This is a genomic window from Streptomyces sp. NPDC111516 (genome assembly GCF_055635345.1).
The window spans coordinates 669,005-685,005 of record NZ_JBVKBV010000001.1 but is presented as its reverse complement, the minus strand read 5'-3'; the positions used below and the strand labels follow the sequence as shown (position 1 = coordinate 685,005).

General features: G+C 68.9%; 19 protein-coding genes. 8 read left to right on the top strand and 11 right to left on the bottom strand.

The features are described from left to right. Positions 1–96 precede the first annotated feature (96 nt). The gene (locus tag ACZ7L9_RS03245; protein ID WP_471412084.1) at positions 97–573 is read left to right on the top strand and encodes a DUF4265 domain-containing protein; all 477 of its coding nucleotides are present in this window, start codon (positions 97–99) and stop codon (positions 571–573) included. Between the two features lie 152 nt (positions 574–725). Here ACZ7L9_RS03245 and ACZ7L9_RS03240 read toward each other — a convergent pair whose 3' ends face one another. The 5 genes from ACZ7L9_RS03240 to ACZ7L9_RS03220 all read right to left on the bottom strand — a co-directional run bounded on the left by ACZ7L9_RS03240 (position 726) and on the right by ACZ7L9_RS03220 (position 4,885). After that, positions 726–1,271, bottom strand: a complete 546-nt coding sequence (locus ACZ7L9_RS03240) for an MOSC domain-containing protein (protein ID WP_471412082.1) — start codon at positions 1,269–1,271, stop codon at positions 726–728. A gap of 584 nt (positions 1,272–1,855) precedes the next feature. Then, the gene (locus tag ACZ7L9_RS03235) at positions 1,856–2,518 is read right to left on the bottom strand and encodes a flavoprotein (protein ID WP_471412080.1); all 663 of its coding nucleotides are present in this window, start codon (positions 2,516–2,518) and stop codon (positions 1,856–1,858) included. 251 nt (positions 2,519–2,769) lie between these two features. After that, positions 2,770–3,612: a hypothetical protein gene (locus tag ACZ7L9_RS03230; RefSeq protein ID WP_471412077.1), complete on the bottom strand. Its 843-nt coding sequence runs from the start codon at positions 3,610–3,612 to the stop codon at positions 2,770–2,772. 138 nt (positions 3,613–3,750) lie between these two features. After that, positions 3,751–3,894, bottom strand: a complete 144-nt coding sequence (locus tag ACZ7L9_RS03225; RefSeq protein ID WP_471412076.1) for a hypothetical protein — start codon at positions 3,892–3,894, stop codon at positions 3,751–3,753. 40 nt (positions 3,895–3,934) lie between these two features. After that, positions 3,935–4,885 (bottom strand): N-acetylmuramoyl-L-alanine amidase, encoded by a 951-nt coding sequence (locus tag ACZ7L9_RS03220; protein ID WP_471412074.1) that lies wholly within the window; start codon positions 4,883–4,885, stop codon positions 3,935–3,937. Positions 4,886–4,929: 44 nt separating this feature from the next. Between ACZ7L9_RS03220 and ACZ7L9_RS03215 the strand changes: the two genes are divergently transcribed. Continuing rightward, positions 4,930–5,127 (top strand): hypothetical protein, encoded by a 198-nt coding sequence (locus ACZ7L9_RS03215; protein WP_471412073.1) that lies wholly within the window; start codon positions 4,930–4,932, stop codon positions 5,125–5,127. Positions 5,128–5,357: 230 nt separating this feature from the next. Then, the gene (locus ACZ7L9_RS03210) at positions 5,358–5,942 is read left to right on the top strand and encodes a GNAT family N-acetyltransferase (RefSeq protein ID WP_471412070.1); all 585 of its coding nucleotides are present in this window, start codon (positions 5,358–5,360) and stop codon (positions 5,940–5,942) included. Between the two features lie 9 nt (positions 5,943–5,951). Here ACZ7L9_RS03210 and ACZ7L9_RS03205 read toward each other — a convergent pair whose 3' ends face one another. Both ACZ7L9_RS03205 and ACZ7L9_RS03200 read right to left on the bottom strand, forming a co-directional pair. Then, positions 5,952–6,026 (bottom strand): 50S ribosomal protein bL37, encoded by a 75-nt coding sequence (locus tag ACZ7L9_RS03205; protein ID WP_373302405.1) that lies wholly within the window; start codon positions 6,024–6,026, stop codon positions 5,952–5,954. Positions 6,027–6,103: 77 nt separating this feature from the next. Next, a complete protein-coding gene (locus tag ACZ7L9_RS03200) occupies positions 6,104–7,048 on the bottom strand; it encodes a helix-turn-helix domain-containing protein (RefSeq protein WP_471412068.1) in 945 nt (314 codons plus the stop codon). A 149-nt stretch (positions 7,049–7,197) separates the two neighbouring features. On the opposite strand from ACZ7L9_RS03200, the gene ACZ7L9_RS03195 reads away from it, so the two are divergent. The 3 genes from ACZ7L9_RS03195 (at position 7,198) to ACZ7L9_RS03185 (ending at position 9,357) form a co-directional block, all read left to right on the top strand. Further along, the gene (locus ACZ7L9_RS03195) at positions 7,198–7,632 is read left to right on the top strand and encodes a DUF7144 family membrane protein (RefSeq protein ID WP_471412066.1); all 435 of its coding nucleotides are present in this window, start codon (positions 7,198–7,200) and stop codon (positions 7,630–7,632) included. A 50-nt stretch (positions 7,633–7,682) separates the two neighbouring features. Beyond that, a complete protein-coding gene (locus ACZ7L9_RS03190) occupies positions 7,683–9,035 on the top strand; it encodes a DUF1254 domain-containing protein (RefSeq protein WP_471412761.1) in 1,353 nt (450 codons plus the stop codon). A gap of 109 nt (positions 9,036–9,144) precedes the next feature. Beyond that, a complete protein-coding gene (locus ACZ7L9_RS03185; protein WP_471412760.1) occupies positions 9,145–9,357 on the top strand; it encodes a DUF2277 domain-containing protein in 213 nt (70 codons plus the stop codon). On the opposite strand, the gene ACZ7L9_RS03180 is transcribed toward ACZ7L9_RS03185, so the two are convergent. Beyond that, positions 9,344–10,027, bottom strand: coding sequence for a DedA family protein (locus tag ACZ7L9_RS03180; protein WP_471412064.1), 684 nt, complete (start codon positions 10,025–10,027; stop codon positions 9,344–9,346). The genes ACZ7L9_RS03185 and ACZ7L9_RS03180 overlap by 14 nt on opposite strands. 318 nt (positions 10,028–10,345) lie before the next feature. Next, positions 10,346–10,990, bottom strand: coding sequence for an HNH endonuclease family protein (locus ACZ7L9_RS03175; RefSeq protein ID WP_471412062.1), 645 nt, complete (start codon positions 10,988–10,990; stop codon positions 10,346–10,348). A gap of 267 nt (positions 10,991–11,257) precedes the next feature. Here ACZ7L9_RS03175 and ACZ7L9_RS03170 point away from each other — a divergent pair, with 267 nt between their 5' ends. Then, entirely contained in the window at positions 11,258–11,992 is a 735-nt protein-coding gene (locus ACZ7L9_RS03170; protein ID WP_471412061.1) for an ABC transporter permease, read from the top strand. 62 nt (positions 11,993–12,054) lie between these two features. On the opposite strand, the gene ACZ7L9_RS03165 is transcribed toward ACZ7L9_RS03170, so the two are convergent. Continuing rightward, complete coding sequence (locus ACZ7L9_RS03165; RefSeq protein WP_471412059.1) at positions 12,055–12,717, bottom strand: HAD-IA family hydrolase; 663 nt, start codon at positions 12,715–12,717, stop codon at positions 12,055–12,057. A gap of 323 nt (positions 12,718–13,040) precedes the next feature. On the opposite strand from ACZ7L9_RS03165, the gene ACZ7L9_RS03160 reads away from it, so the two are divergent. Beyond that, positions 13,041–15,131, top strand: a complete 2,091-nt coding sequence (locus tag ACZ7L9_RS03160) for an MDR family MFS transporter (RefSeq protein ID WP_471412057.1) — start codon at positions 13,041–13,043, stop codon at positions 15,129–15,131. Between the two features lie 83 nt (positions 15,132–15,214). Here the strand turns inward: ACZ7L9_RS03160 and ACZ7L9_RS03155 are convergent, their stop codons facing one another. After that, on the bottom strand, positions 15,215–15,691 hold the full coding sequence (locus tag ACZ7L9_RS03155; protein ID WP_471412056.1) for a GNAT family N-acetyltransferase: 477 nt from the start codon (positions 15,689–15,691) through the stop codon (positions 15,215–15,217). Positions 15,692–16,001: the final 310 nt, after the last annotated feature.

The following is a 16,001-nucleotide window of genomic DNA, read 5'->3' as shown; positions in this document are numbered from 1 at the left end:
GTGATCTGCTGGTGGGCGTCCGATGACAGCGAAGATTGATCGCCCAGCTCAGGCCCGATGCGACGTGACTTTGGCGGCTGGCGCATGATGCCCGGCATGGAGAGCATGGTCGAGAAGATCAAGGTCTGGTTCCGGTTCGTTCCTCGCGAGGGGTGGTTCTCGCAGGACACCGAGGGTCTATGGGCTATGAGGCTCAGCGCTGACACGGCTTGCGTGCAGAACATCCCCTTTCTTCAGAATGGGGTGGCCGAGGGTGACGTTGTGCGGTTCCAGACCGACTCGGAAGGGCTTCACTGGGCCGTGGGGCGGGTCAGCGCCTCCGGCAACTGCACGATTCGCGTTGTGCCTGCTCCTTCCGGCCCGCTGGGGCGCAGCCCTCAGGCAGTTCATCAGCATCTTTCGAGATTCGGACTCGGTGGCGAGGTCTTCAGTGAAGACTTCCCGATGGTGGCCTTCAACGCACCAGCCGGTGGCGACTTCCACGGGATCAAGGCGCTCCTGACCCAAGGACAAGAGGATGGGTGGTGGCACTACGAAGTCGGCTGTGCCACCGATGAGTGGTGGAACGCCTGATCTTCGCGCGCCGCCCGGTTTCCGGCCTGGCCTGCGCTCCTGTCTCCGCCCCGCTCCAGCCCGGCCGGAGGTCATGCCGCGCGCACAGCAATCAGCCGCCTGACGCCAGAGAAGGGATACGTCGTGGCTGGGGCCGGTCAGCTCCACGGCTTTTAAACGCGCTCCAGGGGACGGTGCGGGGCCGGCGGGAGCTCGACCTCGATGGGGTCGTACGGGCGGACGGGGCCGCCGTGGCGGACCACGGCCATGATGCCGGACTTGAAAGTGAAGTCCCCCGAGACGGGATCGAGGGCGAAGACCTCTCCGAGCAGGCCCTGCCGGAAGTCGTTGATCTTCGCGCACGGGTTGCGTAGCCCCGTCACCTCCACCACCGCCTGCTCGCCAAGGTGTAGCAGGGTGCCGGTAGGAAGGCCGAGCAGGCCAACACCTCGGGTGGTGATGTTTTCGCCGAGCTGGCCCGCAGAGACGGCAAAGCCCTTGAGGGCGAGCTCGTCGAAGAGTTCCTCGTGCATCAGGTGTACCTGACGCAGGTTGGGCAGGTCCGGCTCGTAGGTCATGCGGAACTGATGGCGGATCGTCTCCCCCGCGTGGACGTCCCCTTCGACGCCAAGGCCGGCAAGCAGCGTGACGGACTCTCGATTGGGCTTGCTGAACGAGTACGCCCCGTTGCTGCTCACCGCTGTGACCCGACCTGCCATCGCCCACCCCATCTGTTGGTCTGCATGCTTCGGGAAATCCTAAGGAAGCGCTGCATCAACGAGCTCAAGGAGTGGCGCGGCCCGGCCATTGTCGGCGACGGCCTGCGTGCCAGGCCAGTGCCAGCTCGGGCGGTCAACCACGGTTACTCGGGGCGATCAACTCGGCGCTGCCGCACGCATGGTGACCAGCGAGGATGTGTCCGCGAGCGGCGCCAGGCTCGCAAAGCAGATGTCGGCGGTTCGAAACCGTCCGCGCCCACCAGTGCAAAGGCCTCCAACCGATCACGGTTGGGGGCCTTTGACATCTACTTCTGACATCAACGGGCGCGGTCAGTCAAGCGTCGGGACGCTGCCGCTTCAGCATGCGGTCCAGGTGAATCACGGCCTCGCACTGGGTGTCCTGGACGACGTGTAATGGTGGAGTCGGGTATTGGAAACTGTCCGAATACCCCCTTCAAGCGCCGGCGGCACTGATCGCAGCAGCGTCAGGCGTCGGCTGCGACGAGGAGACCGCCGCGGAGGAAGAGCGGCGCGGCCGTGATCCACAGGAGGTAGCGGAGTAGGTGGAAGAGGCGCTCAGCGCGTCACGGCGTCCCTCCCAGCTGCGTCACCAGCAGCCGAAGCCGCGCGCTCTCCGCCCGCTCGGCCGCCAGATCGGCGCGCAGTGGGGCCAGTTCGGCAGCCCGGGCCGTCACGTGCTGGATGGACTCCATGATGGCGGTCCAGGGGAGCTGTCGAACTGCTGGCCCTTCGCGGGGTTCATGGAGCGGCCAGACGTCGGGGCCGTGGATGAGCTCTGCGTCCGCCTTCCGTAGGGCCGCGACATGCCCGTCCCATGCTGGGTGCCGTACGTGTGCTGCGTTGACCCGCGGGAACACCACGACCGGAACGTCGATCGTGCCGAGTGCCTCGCTCACCTGCGTCAGTGCTTGGTTGTCGGCGATGCCCGTCGCAAGCTTGGCAACGTAGTTCGCGCTTGCGGGGGCGACGACGTAGCAGTTGGCGACCGGGTGTGGGCGAGCCTCGGTCGGTAGGCGAGGCGTATCCCGGACCGGCAGGCCGGTCACGGCTTCCAGTCGGTCCAGTTCACCGGTCGCCCTCAGCCATTGGCCGGCATTCGGGGTCAGGGTCACGGCTACCTGCCAGCCGAGGGCGATCGCCGGCTCGACCAGGCCGGTGCGTAGTTGCTCGACTCCATCGGCCGCCGTACCCACGACTCCCAGCACTCCGCGGTTGCCTGTACTCACGGTTCCACCACCCCGCATCGGTCCATCCCCACGGCCAGCAGTACAGCAGAGAAGCACCGCAACCACAGCGGCTATCAGCAACCGGTGCCGGCCCCCAGCCCCGGACGGGCCGACAGCCCTCAGTGACCGCAGTGCCGGCAGTTCGCCACGAGATGCGGCAAGTCAACAGCACGTGCCTGGGAACGGTCGCAGGATCGCGGCCGGGCGGGCTGGCCCCTTCGGCCGTTTCGGGCGGTGGCCGGCCGTGCCCATCAATGGTTCGAGCCCTTGGTCCGACGATGAGAGACCTGTTCCCGTGCCGTGCGCCACCGGGACCGAGTCTGCTCGACCACGCTGTCCCACTGCCGGCGGACCTCATGGTCGGAAGGGCGGTGGCCCTGGCGGATCCGGGTGAGCTCGTCTCGTACTTCTCGTCCCAGTGCCGCCGATGCAACCAGGACGAGCATGGCTGCGAAGAGGGCGGAAATCATCGCGAAGACAGCACCGACCACCCCGTAGCGTGCTGCGGAGGTGTTGAAGAGACGCGGCATGTAGATGGTTGCGCCCACTGAATAGGCCGCCGTCAGGACGGCGCCGGTGACACCGAAGGGAAGCAGGTCCGGCCAGCTGATCCGCTTCGCCGACAGGATCCGGCCGCTCCAGGCGAGGAACGCGGCGGTCACCAGTACCCCACACACCGAGGCGGCGAGACCCAGCGGGCCCCCGCCGAGGAGCGCGGAGAGGAACGTGGCGACCACTACGTAGCCACCGAGGGTGAGGATCCACCACAAGCCGTTGCGCGTGTTGCGCACACTGAGGGGCTTGAGTTCCCAAGTCTGTTCGAAGAGTCGCTGTGCGGCTCGCGCGAAACTCAGCACCGAGATCGTCAGAAACACGACCCCGAAGATGCCCACGCTTGCGCTGGTCGCTTCGGTGGGAGAGAACAGCGAACTGACCGCCGTGGCGCCTGCTCCGGTGAGGTTGTAGCGCCTGATGATCCGCTCTGCGGCGTCGTAGCGCACGAAGTTGCTCAAGACAGCGCCAAGGAGGATGGAGAGCGGGACCAATGCCGTCAAGGCGCTGGACGCCAGGGCCAGCGAGCGGTCGAAACCCACGATCTTCTGAAACCGGTTGATGACCCGCAACGCGAAGGCAGGCCGCAGCCAGAACGTCAGCGTTCTGACGAGGCGCTCTCGATTGATCCCCGTCGTGCTGCCCTCCGTGAAGATCGGGACCTTTGTGGCGACGCGAGCCTAACGGTCGGTCGCCTGACCGATGAAGGGCGACACGAGAAGCAGCATGACCTCCAGCGACTTCCGGAGCCCGGGTGGCAGCCCGGGGCCGTCCGGCAGTGCGCCGGACGGCCGCTGGGTGAGGTCGCCGCGTGGCTTGCTCACCGCCCTGGGGTGCGTGGTGCCCGGCGACGCGCGGCCGTGGTCAGGCCTCCTCCGAATGGATGTCGACGGTGATCACGGCGTCCTTGATGGCGGCCTGGACCGCGGCGACGATGGTCTCGGTGTCCGCACCCGTGCCGACCTGGCCCACGAGTGCGGTGATCGCGGCGGACTGGGCGGCCAGGGTCTTGTCCATGCGCCGGATGCGAGCCTGCATGTCCTTGAGGATGCTCTGCGGTTGCCACGTCGGATTCGTTTCGTGGTCCGCCGCGTCGGAGGGTCCGCCGATCGCGTCCGTCTTCCATACGGCGTCGAAGATGTCCTTCTTGGTGATCCCCGCCATGGGGTCCTCCTCTTGGTCGGAGCCGGGGTTCCAGCTCGCGGGATGCTTCAGCCGCTCGGCCACATCGGCCCGGAGCCGGACCATCGTGAAGCCGCGGGGGTCGACCTTGTCCGCGCTCCACTCCAGGTGGCCGATCACGCTTTTCGCCGACCAGCCGTGAGCCCGGCACAGCGCGGCCTGGACGCGGACAATCGTCTGGTACTGCGCCTTGGGCCAGGGATCTTTGCCGTCGCCGAGGTTTTCGCACTCCCAGCCGTAGAAGCGGGCATTACCGTCGATGCCGTTCGCGTTGCCCTTCGTGGGCGGGGTCGGACGGGTGCCGTAGGACTCGGCGATGACCTGCTCCAGCACACGCGGGTCGCCGCCGCCGGCGTGGTTGGCGCGGCCCCAGCCGACCATGTGCACCCGACCGTCCTTCGCGATCATCCCGTGGCACAGAGGACCGGGCAGGTCTGCGTAGCCGTCGCGGACGATGCGGACAGTGGAGGCGGTGCCCTTGGTGACCGTGTGGTGCACGATCGACCCGTGGACCGGACCCCACGGCCCCTTCGAGTTCCGGTTGTGTGTACGCCAGTTACCGACTTCGACGATGCGCACGCCTTCCGCTCGCAAAGCGGATATGACCTGAGCTGCAGTCAGGGGCTGTGCCATGTGGTTCTTCCTTTCACCCTGAGGTGTACGCGACGTTCCGGGACGTGCCGTCAAACCTGTTGGCGACCCCGTCGATCGACTTCACCTTCTCCACTCAGAAGTACGGAGCACGCCACGTCGAACCCGCCGCCGCGACCGTGTACTTCGTGCCGTTCGTCAACGCCCGTGCGAACGCCAGCCGTTCCGGAGGAACGACCGGCGTTCAGGAGTTCATACCGCTCCTAACCAGTGTGCATGAGTGAGCCTTGGACCCACTGGTGCGTTCTGGTCGCATCCCGAACGGTGTTGGATGCGCTGGGTTGCCGCTTTCTCTTCCCGTCCGGTGGCACGTCTCGTGGGGCGTGGTCCGTTGCGGGTGGGCGGGTTCCCTCACGCCCCCGGGTGCCGGTGGGGCCTGGGCAGTCCGATGCCCCGCACGATGCCGGGCGTCCCACAGAGAGGCCACAGGGAGGTGTGGGCGGGGTCGACCGCGATGAATGCGCAGGTCGTGTTCGGCGGCCATGGAGACGAGCCGGGCCTTGAGCCGGCCGGTCGGGACGCCGGAGACGAGTTGGCGGAACCGTTTCCTGCGACCGTGCTTCTCGCGGGTCTTCCCGGTGGTGAAGTCGAGGTCTTCGACGGCGATCGCGGTGACACCGGCCTGTTGGCCCCGGTTGATGAGGTGGGAGGGCCCGTCGACGAAGAGAGGCTCCCGGTACACCGGCGGAACTTCGCGTTGCGTCCCCACGCATTCGCGGTGGTCACGCGCGACACGGCGACCGTGGTGGGCTCTGTATCAATCGATCCGGAATCCCGGTTCCTGGGCCGCCGGGAGGTGTCCTACCCCTTCCTGCCCGAGCGCTGGGGTCACGCAAACACCCGCGAAGCCGTGACCGCGATCCCCGACCGGGCGTGGGACAACATTCCCTCGGACGCCCCGTCCGTCGTCGCGGTCACTCAAGAGGCCGACCTCCGCTCGCGTCGGCTCCTCGAAGCCATCGGCATGCGCCGCATCGGCTGCTTCACAGCGGGGCGCACCGCAGGTGATGTACTTCCACGGCCGCGGCGGACTCGGTGATCGGTCGGATCAGGCGTTGGGGCGCTTGCCGTGATTGGCGTTCTTCTTCTTGCGGCCGCGCCGCTTGTTTCCTCGCTTGGCCATGGTGAATATCTCCTTTATTCACGTATTCAGGACTTTTCGGGCCTTTGTCAGTCTAGGTTCGACCCGTTGCCGCCGCATCAGAGGTGCCGGGCCGCCCGGGTGCGCAACGCCTCGGCGAACCAGGCGAGGGCCGGTGTCGGATCGTCCGGGGGAGGCCAGGCGTTGATTACCGCGAGCAGTTGTACGTACCGCAGGCGGCGAGGGTCGTTCGCGGTTTCCAGCAGGGTCAGCAGCCGGTGGCGGAGGCCGGTGTCGTCGGGGAGACCGACATCGCTCGCGTACTGGGTCATGACCGCCTCGACCATCGGATCCGCCCGGCGCGAGGCCGGGGTGATGCCGGCTGCCAGGGCCGGGGCGACGTGGTCGCGGACCATTGCGGCGGGGTCGCGGCGCGGGCCGGTCGTGCCGCCCGGTGGGCGATCCGTCGCGTGGTGCTCGGCCAGGTGGCGTACGACGGTGCGGAAGTCCGGGTCCTGGGACAGCTCGGCCAGTTCGACCCATGCCTCGACCTGTTCGGTGTCGGGGTCGTCGGGCAGTTCCGGGGTCATCGAGCGCATGATTCCGCTGATTCCGGGGTCGGTGTTCAGGCCCCCGAACGCGGCGTCGAGGAAATCGTCGATCAGGCGTCGACGTTCGTTCTCGGAGAGCCTGGCCAGTCTGTGCATGAGATCCATCTCCTCGGGTGTGGACCCGCGTCTGGCTACCGTCGTGAGCACCGCGCGCCGCATGCGCAGCGTGCGGATCTGCGTCGTGAGTGCCTCGGCGTGCGCTGCGGCGACCTCGGGGAGCGAGAGCTCCCGGTCCACGACCTTCCGGATCGTGGCCAGGTCGAGCCCCAGGTCGCGCAGCGTACGCACCAGTTCCAGGCGTGCCACGGCGTCGATCCCGTAGAGGCGGTAGCCGGCCGGGGTGCGGTCGGTCGGCGGCACGATCCCGTGGTCGGCGTAGAACCGGATGGTCTTGACCGTCAGCCCGGTGCGCCGGGCCAGGTCACCGATCGAGCAGAGCGCTTCGCCGTTCATGCCCCCACTCTCACGCCTCCCCCTACGGGAGACTCAAGGAAGGCGCCTCTCGGCGCGTCACCCGTTCGGGTGCGTCCGGGTGGACGCCCGGGAAGGCGCCACGCAGGGTCGGTTCTGTCTTGCATTCCCGATCCGGCCCAGGAGTTTCCATGGCACACTCAGCGCCCGCGTCCGGCCCGGCCCGTACCGTCGATCAGGGGGACATGAACCCCTGGGCAGCCGGTGGAGTCATGTTCGCCGGCGTGCTGCTCCTCGTCGACGGCGTCCTCGGAGTGATCAAGGGCATCACCGGTATCGCCACCGACGACGTCTACGCGCACGTCAGGAACTACACGTTCCAGTTCGATGTGACCACATGGGGATGGATCCACCTCGTCCTCGGCATCGTGCTCGGATGCGTCGGCTGGGGCATTCTCAGAGGCGCGGTCTGGGCTCGTGCCACGGGTGTGGCACTTGCCTGCATCAGCCTGATCGTCAACTTCATCTGGCTGCCGTACCAGCCGGTCTGGGCGATCGTCTCCGTCGCCATCGACGCGTTCGTGATCTGGGCGCTGTGCACGGCGACCGCGAAGGCGGTCATCTGAGGAGCGGGCGCGTGAAGGAGAGGGCCGTGGGGGAGACGGAGAGGGTTGCGGTGCCGGAGGAGAACGCGGAAGAACTCGTCGCTCTTGCCGCCGAGGCGTACGTCTACGGCTGTCCGCTGGTCCACGACCTGTCGACGGTCGAGGACTTCATGCAGACGGGCTTCGGCTCGTTGCCGCCCACTCCCTTCAACCACTTCGCGCATGCCGGTCAGCCGGTGACCCCCGACGCGCACTTCGTGCCGGTCGGTGACGACGACACGGTCCACTCCCTCGCCCATCTCGACCTCTCCGGTGGTCCGGTTCTCCTCCATGTCCCCGACGCGGACGGTGCGTACTACGTGCTGCAGTTCGTGGACGCCTGGACCAACAACTTCGCGTACGTCGGCCGCCGTGCCACCGGTACGGAGGCCGGGGACTGGCTCGTCGTACCGCCCGGCTGGGCGGGCAGTGTGCCCGACGGGGTGCGCGGGGTGATCGATGCACCGACCTCCGTCGTCTCCGTCATCGGACGCGAGGCCTGCGACGGACCGGACGACATGGAGCGGGGCCGCGCGTTTCAGGCACGGCTCGCCCTCACGCATGTCGGAGCCGGTACCCACCGAACGGGGTTGCCCGCGCCCGACCCCGACGTTCCGGAGTCGCTGCGCTTCTTCGAGCAGCTCAGGGTGTGGATGGCCGACTTCCCGCCGTCCGCGGCCGACCAGGCGTATCAGGACCGGTTCCAGCCGCTGGGGCTGCTGGAGGAGGGGCCGTCGCCGTACGTGTCCGCCGGCCCCGGACTCGTGCACGCACTGAGCGAGGGCCTGGTACGGGGCAGGGCGCGGGTGGCGGAGGCGAGCCGGCCCCCGGTGGCGGACGGGGGCTGGGAGCTGGACCCGCATCTCTTCGACTACAACCTCGACCGGCACGGGGTCGGGACCATCGACTCCCCGCAGTGGCGGATCGCGGACCGGGAGGCCTCCTACCTGACCAGGGCGGTGGCGGCACGGAACGCGCTGTGGGGGAGTCACGGCTACGAGGCGGTGTACGCCCGCGCTTTCCGTGACGCCGACGGTGAGCAGCTGAACGGCGCCCACTCCTACGTACTGCGCTTCGAGCGGCAGCCCCCGGTAGGGGCGTTCTGGTCCATGGCCGTGTACGGCACGCAGGGCCACCGCCTCGCCGGGAAACCGGCCGAGCGGTCCTCGATCGGTGATCGCACCCCGGGTCTGGTGTACGACGAGGACGGGTCGCTGACGCTTCACATCGGGAGGGAGCGTCCGGCCGGCCCGGCCGCGGCGGCGAACTGGCTGCCCTCGCCCGGCGGGGAGTTCCGGATGGTGCTCAGGCTCTACGTACCGGGGCAGGAGATCCTCGACGGTGCGTACGAGATCCCCGCCGTCGAACGGACCGGTGAGGGGTGAGCGGCCGAGTGATCTACGTGAGGGGCTGACGTGGTGTGGTGCCCGGCGGGCAGAAGTGCCCTCGGCCGTTGTCAGTGGGGCGGGTCACACTGGGGTCATGTGCCGCAGCATCAAGACCCTTCGACCGCCCGCCCTCCCCGAAGAGGCCACCGAGGAGGAGATCCGGGCCGCCGCCCTGCAATTCGTACGCAAGGTGTCCGGCTTCCGTGCCCCGGCCGCGCACAATCAGGAAGTGTTCGACCGGGCCGTCGACGAGATCGCCGAGGCGACCGCCAGACTGCTGGACGGTCTGGAGATACGGGGTGCGGTCAGGACGCCGTAGTGGCCTTCGCGGTCGCCGCTGTCCGGGCGGCCGCCTCGGCTGCCGGGCGGCGCATGACGTACGCGGCGAGGGCGCCCGCCACGAACAGGGCGAGGACCGAGACGGCCGTACCCACCCAGGTCGCGCCGAGCCACTGGCCACCGACATAGCCGAGGCCCACGCTGTAACCGGCCCAGGCCACGCCCGCCAGCGCCGACCAGGGCAGGAACTCCTTCACCTTGCGATGCGCGGCGCCCGCGCCCAGGGAGACGACCGAGCGGCCGGCCGGGGCGAAGCGGGCAATGATGACGAGGATGCCGCCGCCCCGGGCGAGGGCGGTGCCGAGGCGTTCCTGTGCCGAGGTGAGGCGGCGGGAACGGGCGATGGCCCGGTCCAGGCGTTCGCCGCCGCGCCAGGCCAGCCGGTACGCGACGAGGTCGCCGAGGACCGAGGCGGTGGCCGCGCACAGGATCAGCGCGAGGAGCGAGGGCGCCTGGGGCACCTGCTCGGCGGCGTTTGTCGCGGAAGCGGTGCCCGCCACGGTCGTCGAACCGGCGGCGACTCCCGTGGCTGCGGCGATCACCAGGACTCCGCTGGGCAGCACGGGCAGAAAGACGTCCAGGAGCACCGAGAGGGCGACCACGGCGTAGATCCATGGGCTGCCGGTCAGCGCGCCCATACTCTCAAGCACCTACTACTCCCCGATCCGGAACAACGCCGCGACGTCGCAGGGGAGCGGCAGGAGCGGCAGGGCCAGCTGTACAGCGTACGCCTGCCGTTCTTCCGGTGATCCATAAATACGGATGATGTTGGGAAGCTCACGTACGCCCGGAAATGGGAAGGCCGGGTTCCGGGCGTAGGCGACGTGCGGATCGGCCCGTGGGCGGACGGGCCGGTCCTGCGCGGCTCCCCGCCCACGCCGTCCCCGCGCCTTCCCGGGTGGGCGTACGGAGCCGTGCGGCGTGCACGGCTCCGTACGGTGTGGGGCGACGAGGGAGGGGTGGTGGGTTCAGCAGCCGTTGAGGACGGACTGCAGGGCGCTCTTCTCGGCCGAGTCGACCGTGAGGTTGTAGTAGTGCTTCACGTGCACCCAGGCGCGCACGTACGTGCAGCGGTACGCGGTGCGCGGGGGCAGCCAAGCGGCCGGGTCCTTGTCGCCCTTGGACTGGTTGACATTGTCCGTGACCGCGATGAGCTGGGGGCGCGTCAAGTCATTGGCGTACGCCTGCCGTTGTGCGGTGGTCCAGCTGCTGGCGCCCGATCGCCAGGCTTCGGCGAGCGGGACCATGTGGTCGATGTCCACATCGGAGGCGGCGGTCCAGGTGGCGCCGTCGTACTCCGAGTACCAACTGCCGCTGACGGCCGCGCAGCTGGAGTCCTGTTGCACATTCGCACCGTCGCGCTTGAGGACGACCTCGCGGGTGTTGCAGGTGCCCGACTGGGTGATCCAGTGCGGGAACTTGTCGCGGCTGTAACCGGTCGACGAGCCCTCCGCGGAGACGGTCAGCTGGCTCAGATAGGTGCGGGCGGTCGATGCCGACACCGGGGTGGGCATGGCTGCCTGGGCGGTGGGTGCGGTGAGCAGCCCGGTGGTTGCGGCGAGGGCGGCGGATGCGGCGACGACAGCAATGCGACGCGCGTAGACACCTGACATGCGAACTCCCTTGACGTGGGGGGACCTTGGACGGGTGACCTATGGGGCCCGGCCATCGTGGCGGCGCCAGGTTTCCGTGGGGTGGGCGCCAGGTAACAGAGTGGCGACATGAGCACGTCACATCAAGGGTTCTGGCCGACAGGACTGGAGCATGGGGGTGTACGTCCGCATCTGCGCGGGCGTGCGTGCTGACGGGACGGCAATCTGCTTGTGGGGCGGGCCGGTTAGTGCCCGTGGCCCGGGTCGGGTCGGCCGTAGAGTTGTGGCGTGCTGCTTCCGGTCGACATCACGCTCGGGGTCGTTCTCGCCCTGCTGCTCGCGGCGGCGGCAGCCGCCGCCGCGCTGGCCTCGCTCGGACGGTGGCGCGAGATCCTGCTGGCCGGGCTGCGGGCCGCGGTCCAGCTCGCCGCGGTCTCCCTGCTCATCGGCTGGGTGGTCCGTTCGCTGCCGCCGCTGCTCGGGTTCGTGGCGCTGATGTACGCCGTCGCGGTGCGGACCGCGGGCCGCCGGATCACCCGTAATCGCACCTGGTGGTGGGCGGCCGTGCCGATCGGGGCGGGGGTCGTGCCGGTGATCGTCCTGCTGCTGCTCACCGGACTCGTCCAGGTCCGGGGCATAGCGCTGATCCCGGTGACCGGCATCCTCATCGGGGGCGCGCTGACCGCGACCGTGCTCGGTGGGCGGCGGGCACTGGACGAGTTGACGACCCGGCGGGGGGAGGTGGAGGCGGGTATGGCGCTCGGGCTGCTCGACCGTGACGCGAGGCTGGAGATCGCGCGGCCCGCGGCGGCGGACGCGCTGTTGCCGGGGCTCGATCAGACGCGGACGGTGGGGCTCGTCACGTTGCCGGGCGCCTTCGTGGGCATGCTGCTCGGCGGCGCCTCACCGGTGCAGGCGGGGGCCGTACAGCTGTTCGTGCTGGTGGCGCTGATGGCCGTACAGGCGGTGGCCGTCGCCGTCATGCTCGAACTGGTGGCACGGGGGTGGCTGCACCGGGACTGAGAGGAGCTGAGCTGAGACCCGCGGGGCCGGCCGCGCCGAGGCCGGGGGCGGCCGAAGGGTGGCTATCGCGCGCTGATGTGCAGCCGGATCGAACCGTCGGCCGCCGCTTCCACCCGGAGCTGCGTCAGGTCCTCGACATGTGCGTCGGGGGAGAGCGCCGCGGCCCGCGGGCCGACACCCACGACGCGCATGCCCGCCGCCCGGCCGGCCGTGATTCCCGCCTCCGAGTCCTCGAAGACGACGCAGTCCGCCGGGGCGAAGCCCAACTCGGCGGCCCCCTTGAGGAAGCCCTCGGGGTCCGGCTTGCTGGCGCCGACGCTCTCGGCGGTCACGCGGGTGGCGGGCATCCGCAGCCCGGACGCGCTCATCCGGGTCCGGGCCAGCGCGGCGTCGGCCGAGGTGACCAGGGCGTGCGGGAGCGCCGCGATCGCGTCCATGAAAGCGGGCGCGCCGACGACCGGGACGACGCCGTCGGTGTCGGCGGTCTCCTCGGCGAGCATCACCCGGTTGTCCGCGTAGTTCTGCTCCATCGGACGGTCCGGGAGGAGCACCGCCATCGTGGCGTACCCCTGCCGCCCGTGAACCACCTTGAGTGCGGCCTGTGGGTCCAGCCCCTCCCGCAGCGCCCAACGCCGCCAGCAGCGCTCCACGACGGCGTCGGAGTTCACGAGGGTGCCATCCATGTCCAGAAGGAGGGCGCGAGCTGCGAGGACGGTGGCCGGCATGGGCGGGCTCCAGAGCGGGGGGAAGACGCAGGAAAGGGGAAGAGGCCGAGCGAATTCGAGGGAAGGGGGCATGTCGCAGGAAAGAGAAACAAGCAGCCTCGCCCACCGGTCAGGGAGTGGCGGGCGGAGGCTACTTTGTTCCATCACGATACAAAGACCTGTCCGGGAATGCCAATCCGGGTGGGTCGCGGTCGTAGGGCGGGGTGTCCCCGCAGGTCGCCGCAGCCCCGGAGGTCCCGGGCCGGTTCCCCGGTACCGTTCGGCAGGCCATAACCGTGCGGAACGGCCAGGATGGGGATGTAGCGGACCCGAGGAGATGTTCCATGGCCCAGCATCCGAGCCCCCCAGCCCCGGCCCCGGCCTCCGGTGAGGACCGCTCCACGCGTTCGATCATGGTGGCCATCGGCGCGCTGCTCCTCGGCATGCTTCTGGCAGCACTCGACCAGACCATCGTCTCCACCGCGCTGCCGACCATCGTCAGCGATCTCGGCGGTCTGGAACACCTCTCCTGGGTGGTCACGGCCTACCTGCTGGCGTCGACCGCCGCGACCCCGCTCTGGGGCAAGCTCGGCGACCAGTACGGGCGCAAGAAGTTCTTCCAGGCCGCCATCGTCATCTTCCTCATCGGCTCGGCGCTCTGCGGCGTCGCGCAGAACATGCCGCAGCTCATCGGCTTCCGCGCTCTTCAGGGCCTCGGCGGCGGCGGCCTCATGGTGCTCTCGATGGCGATCGTCGGCGATATCGTCGTGCCGCGCGAACGAGGCAAGTACCAGGGCCTGTTCGGTGCGGTCTTCGGTACGACGAGCGTCCTCGGGCCGCTCCTCGGCGGCTTCTTCACCGAACACCTCAGCTGGCGCTGGGTCTTCTACATCAACCTGCCGATCGGCGTTGTCGCGCTCCTCGTGATCGCCGCAGTCCTGCACATCCCGGTCCACCGTACGAAACACACCATCGACTACCTCGGCACCTTCCTCATCGCCTCCGTCGCCACCTGCCTCGTCCTCGCCGCCTCGCTCGGCGGCACCACCTGGGCCTGGGGCTCGGCGCAGATCATCGGTCTCGCAGTGCTGAGCGTGCTGCTGCTGATCGCCTTCGTGCAGGTGGAGCGCCGTGCCGCGGAGCCCGTCATTCCGCTGAAGCTGTTCCGGATCAGGACCTTCAGCCTCGTCGCCGTCATCAGCTTCGTGGTCGGTTTCGCGATGTTCGGCGCGATGACCTATCTGCCGACCTTCTTGCAGGTGGTGCACGGCATCACGCCGACGATGTCCGGTGTGCACATGCTCCCCATGGTGGCCGGCCTGCTCCTCACCTCGACCGCGTCCGGGCAGATCGTCAGCCGCACCGGCCGCTGGAAGGTCTTCCCGGTCGTGGGCACCGGCATCACCGCGATCGGACTGCTGCTCCTGCACCGGCTCACGGAGACCAGCAGCACCGGGAGGATGAGCGCCTACTTCTTCGTCTTCGGGGCCGGGCTCGGCCTGGTGATGCAGGTCCTGGTGCTGGTCGTGCAGAACGCCGTCACATACGAGGATCTCGGCGTCGCGACGTCCGGAGCCACCTTCTTCCGCTCCATCGGCGCCTCGTTCGGCGTTGCCGTCTTCGGTACGATCTTCACCAACCGGCTCATCGGCAAACTGACCGCGGTGCTGGCCGACCGCACCCCGCCTCCCGGGGTCGGCGCCTCGGCGCTGGCTGCTGACCCGCGCGCCATCGGCAAACTTCCGCCCACGCTACGGCCGTTGGTGCTCCATGCATTCTCGACCTCGATCACCGATGTGTTCCTGTACGCGGCACCCGTCGTGGTGGTCGCCTTCGCCTTCGCCTGGTTCCTCAAGGAGGACAGACTGCGCGGCTCGGTGACCGCACCGGAGCCCACCGAGACCCTGGCGACGAACCCGGTCGAGCGGTCCTCGTACGACGAATGCGCCCGGGCCCTCTCGGTGCTCGCCACCCGAGAAGGCCGCCGCGAGGTCTACGTGAAGATCACCAAGAGGGCGGGGTACGACCTGCTGCCCGCGGCGAGCTGGATGCTGCTGCGCACAAGGCGGCACGGCACGGTCGAACCGTCCATGCTCGCCGACGTCACCCCGGTTCTGCTGCGGGTGATCAGCGAAGCGGCACGTCAGCTGGAGGTACGCGGACTGGTCCGGCGCGAGGGGATACAGCTGGTGCTCACCGAGACCGGTGAGGAAGTCGTGGTGAACCTGGCGAAGGCCCGTGAGGATTCGATGGCCGAGCTGCTGGGCGACTGGTGGAGGCCGGAACGGCCGACCGACCTGGTCCGGCTCGTGGCGGAGCTGACCGCCGAGACGAGCGGGTCGACCAAGGAACGGCCCCACTGCCCCGAGCCGAAGCGGGACCACGCGGCCGGACCCGGCGTGAGCCGATCGGTGGACGGCGCCTGGGGTCGCTGAGGCTGCCGGGGATTCCTGGGGTTCCTGGAGCTGTGAGGAATTCCGGTGCTCCCAGCGCTCCAACGGTCCCCGGAGCGATAGACCTAAAGCTCCTTGGCGAACCAGTGCTCCGCGTACTGCCGCTGGTGGAACGCCGGGACCTCCCGATAGCCGTGCTTGGCGTACAGCCCCCGTGCCTCGACGAGGTCGTTGCGGGTGTCGAGCCTGACCGTGCGTACTCCGAAGGCGCGCGCCGCGCTCTCGACGGCTGTCAGGAGCAGCCCGCCGCCGCCCGTACCGCGGTATTCGGGGCGTACGAACACCCGGGTCAGCTCCGCGATGTCCGCGTCCACCACCAACAGCCCGGCGCAGGCCGCCGGTTTCCCCTCGAACCGGCCGACGACGAACCGGCCGGTGGGCGGAACGAGCCGGTCGGCGCCGTCGTCGGTGAGCCCCTCGTCGATCTCCTCGGCGGTCGCGGGGCGCCCCCAGTAGCGACTGGCGACCTCGTCGTAGTAGTCCCGGCGCAGCAGCGCCGCATCGGGGGAGTCGAAGGGTTCGGGGGTCACGGTCCAGGTCATGCCGGTCATTGTGACTTGAGCATGATCGGAGGAGCGAACAAATTTGCCGGTCGGTCTTAGTTTGCGGTCGCCACCGGCTGGTGCCGTCGGACCGCAGCACCCGGGGACCGTGGACCCCACTGATCCGGTTCCGGTTCCGGTTCCGGACCCGGCCGGGGGAGTGGGCCGGACCGGTCCAGTACGAGCGAATTTTCGGTCATTCTTTCGAGAAAAGGAGGATGACAGTCAGGCGAAGAGGGGGTTGATTGTGTCTATCCCATAGCGCAATGCGAAGGTTTCACAGCACGTCCAGGTCCGGGGACGGGCACAG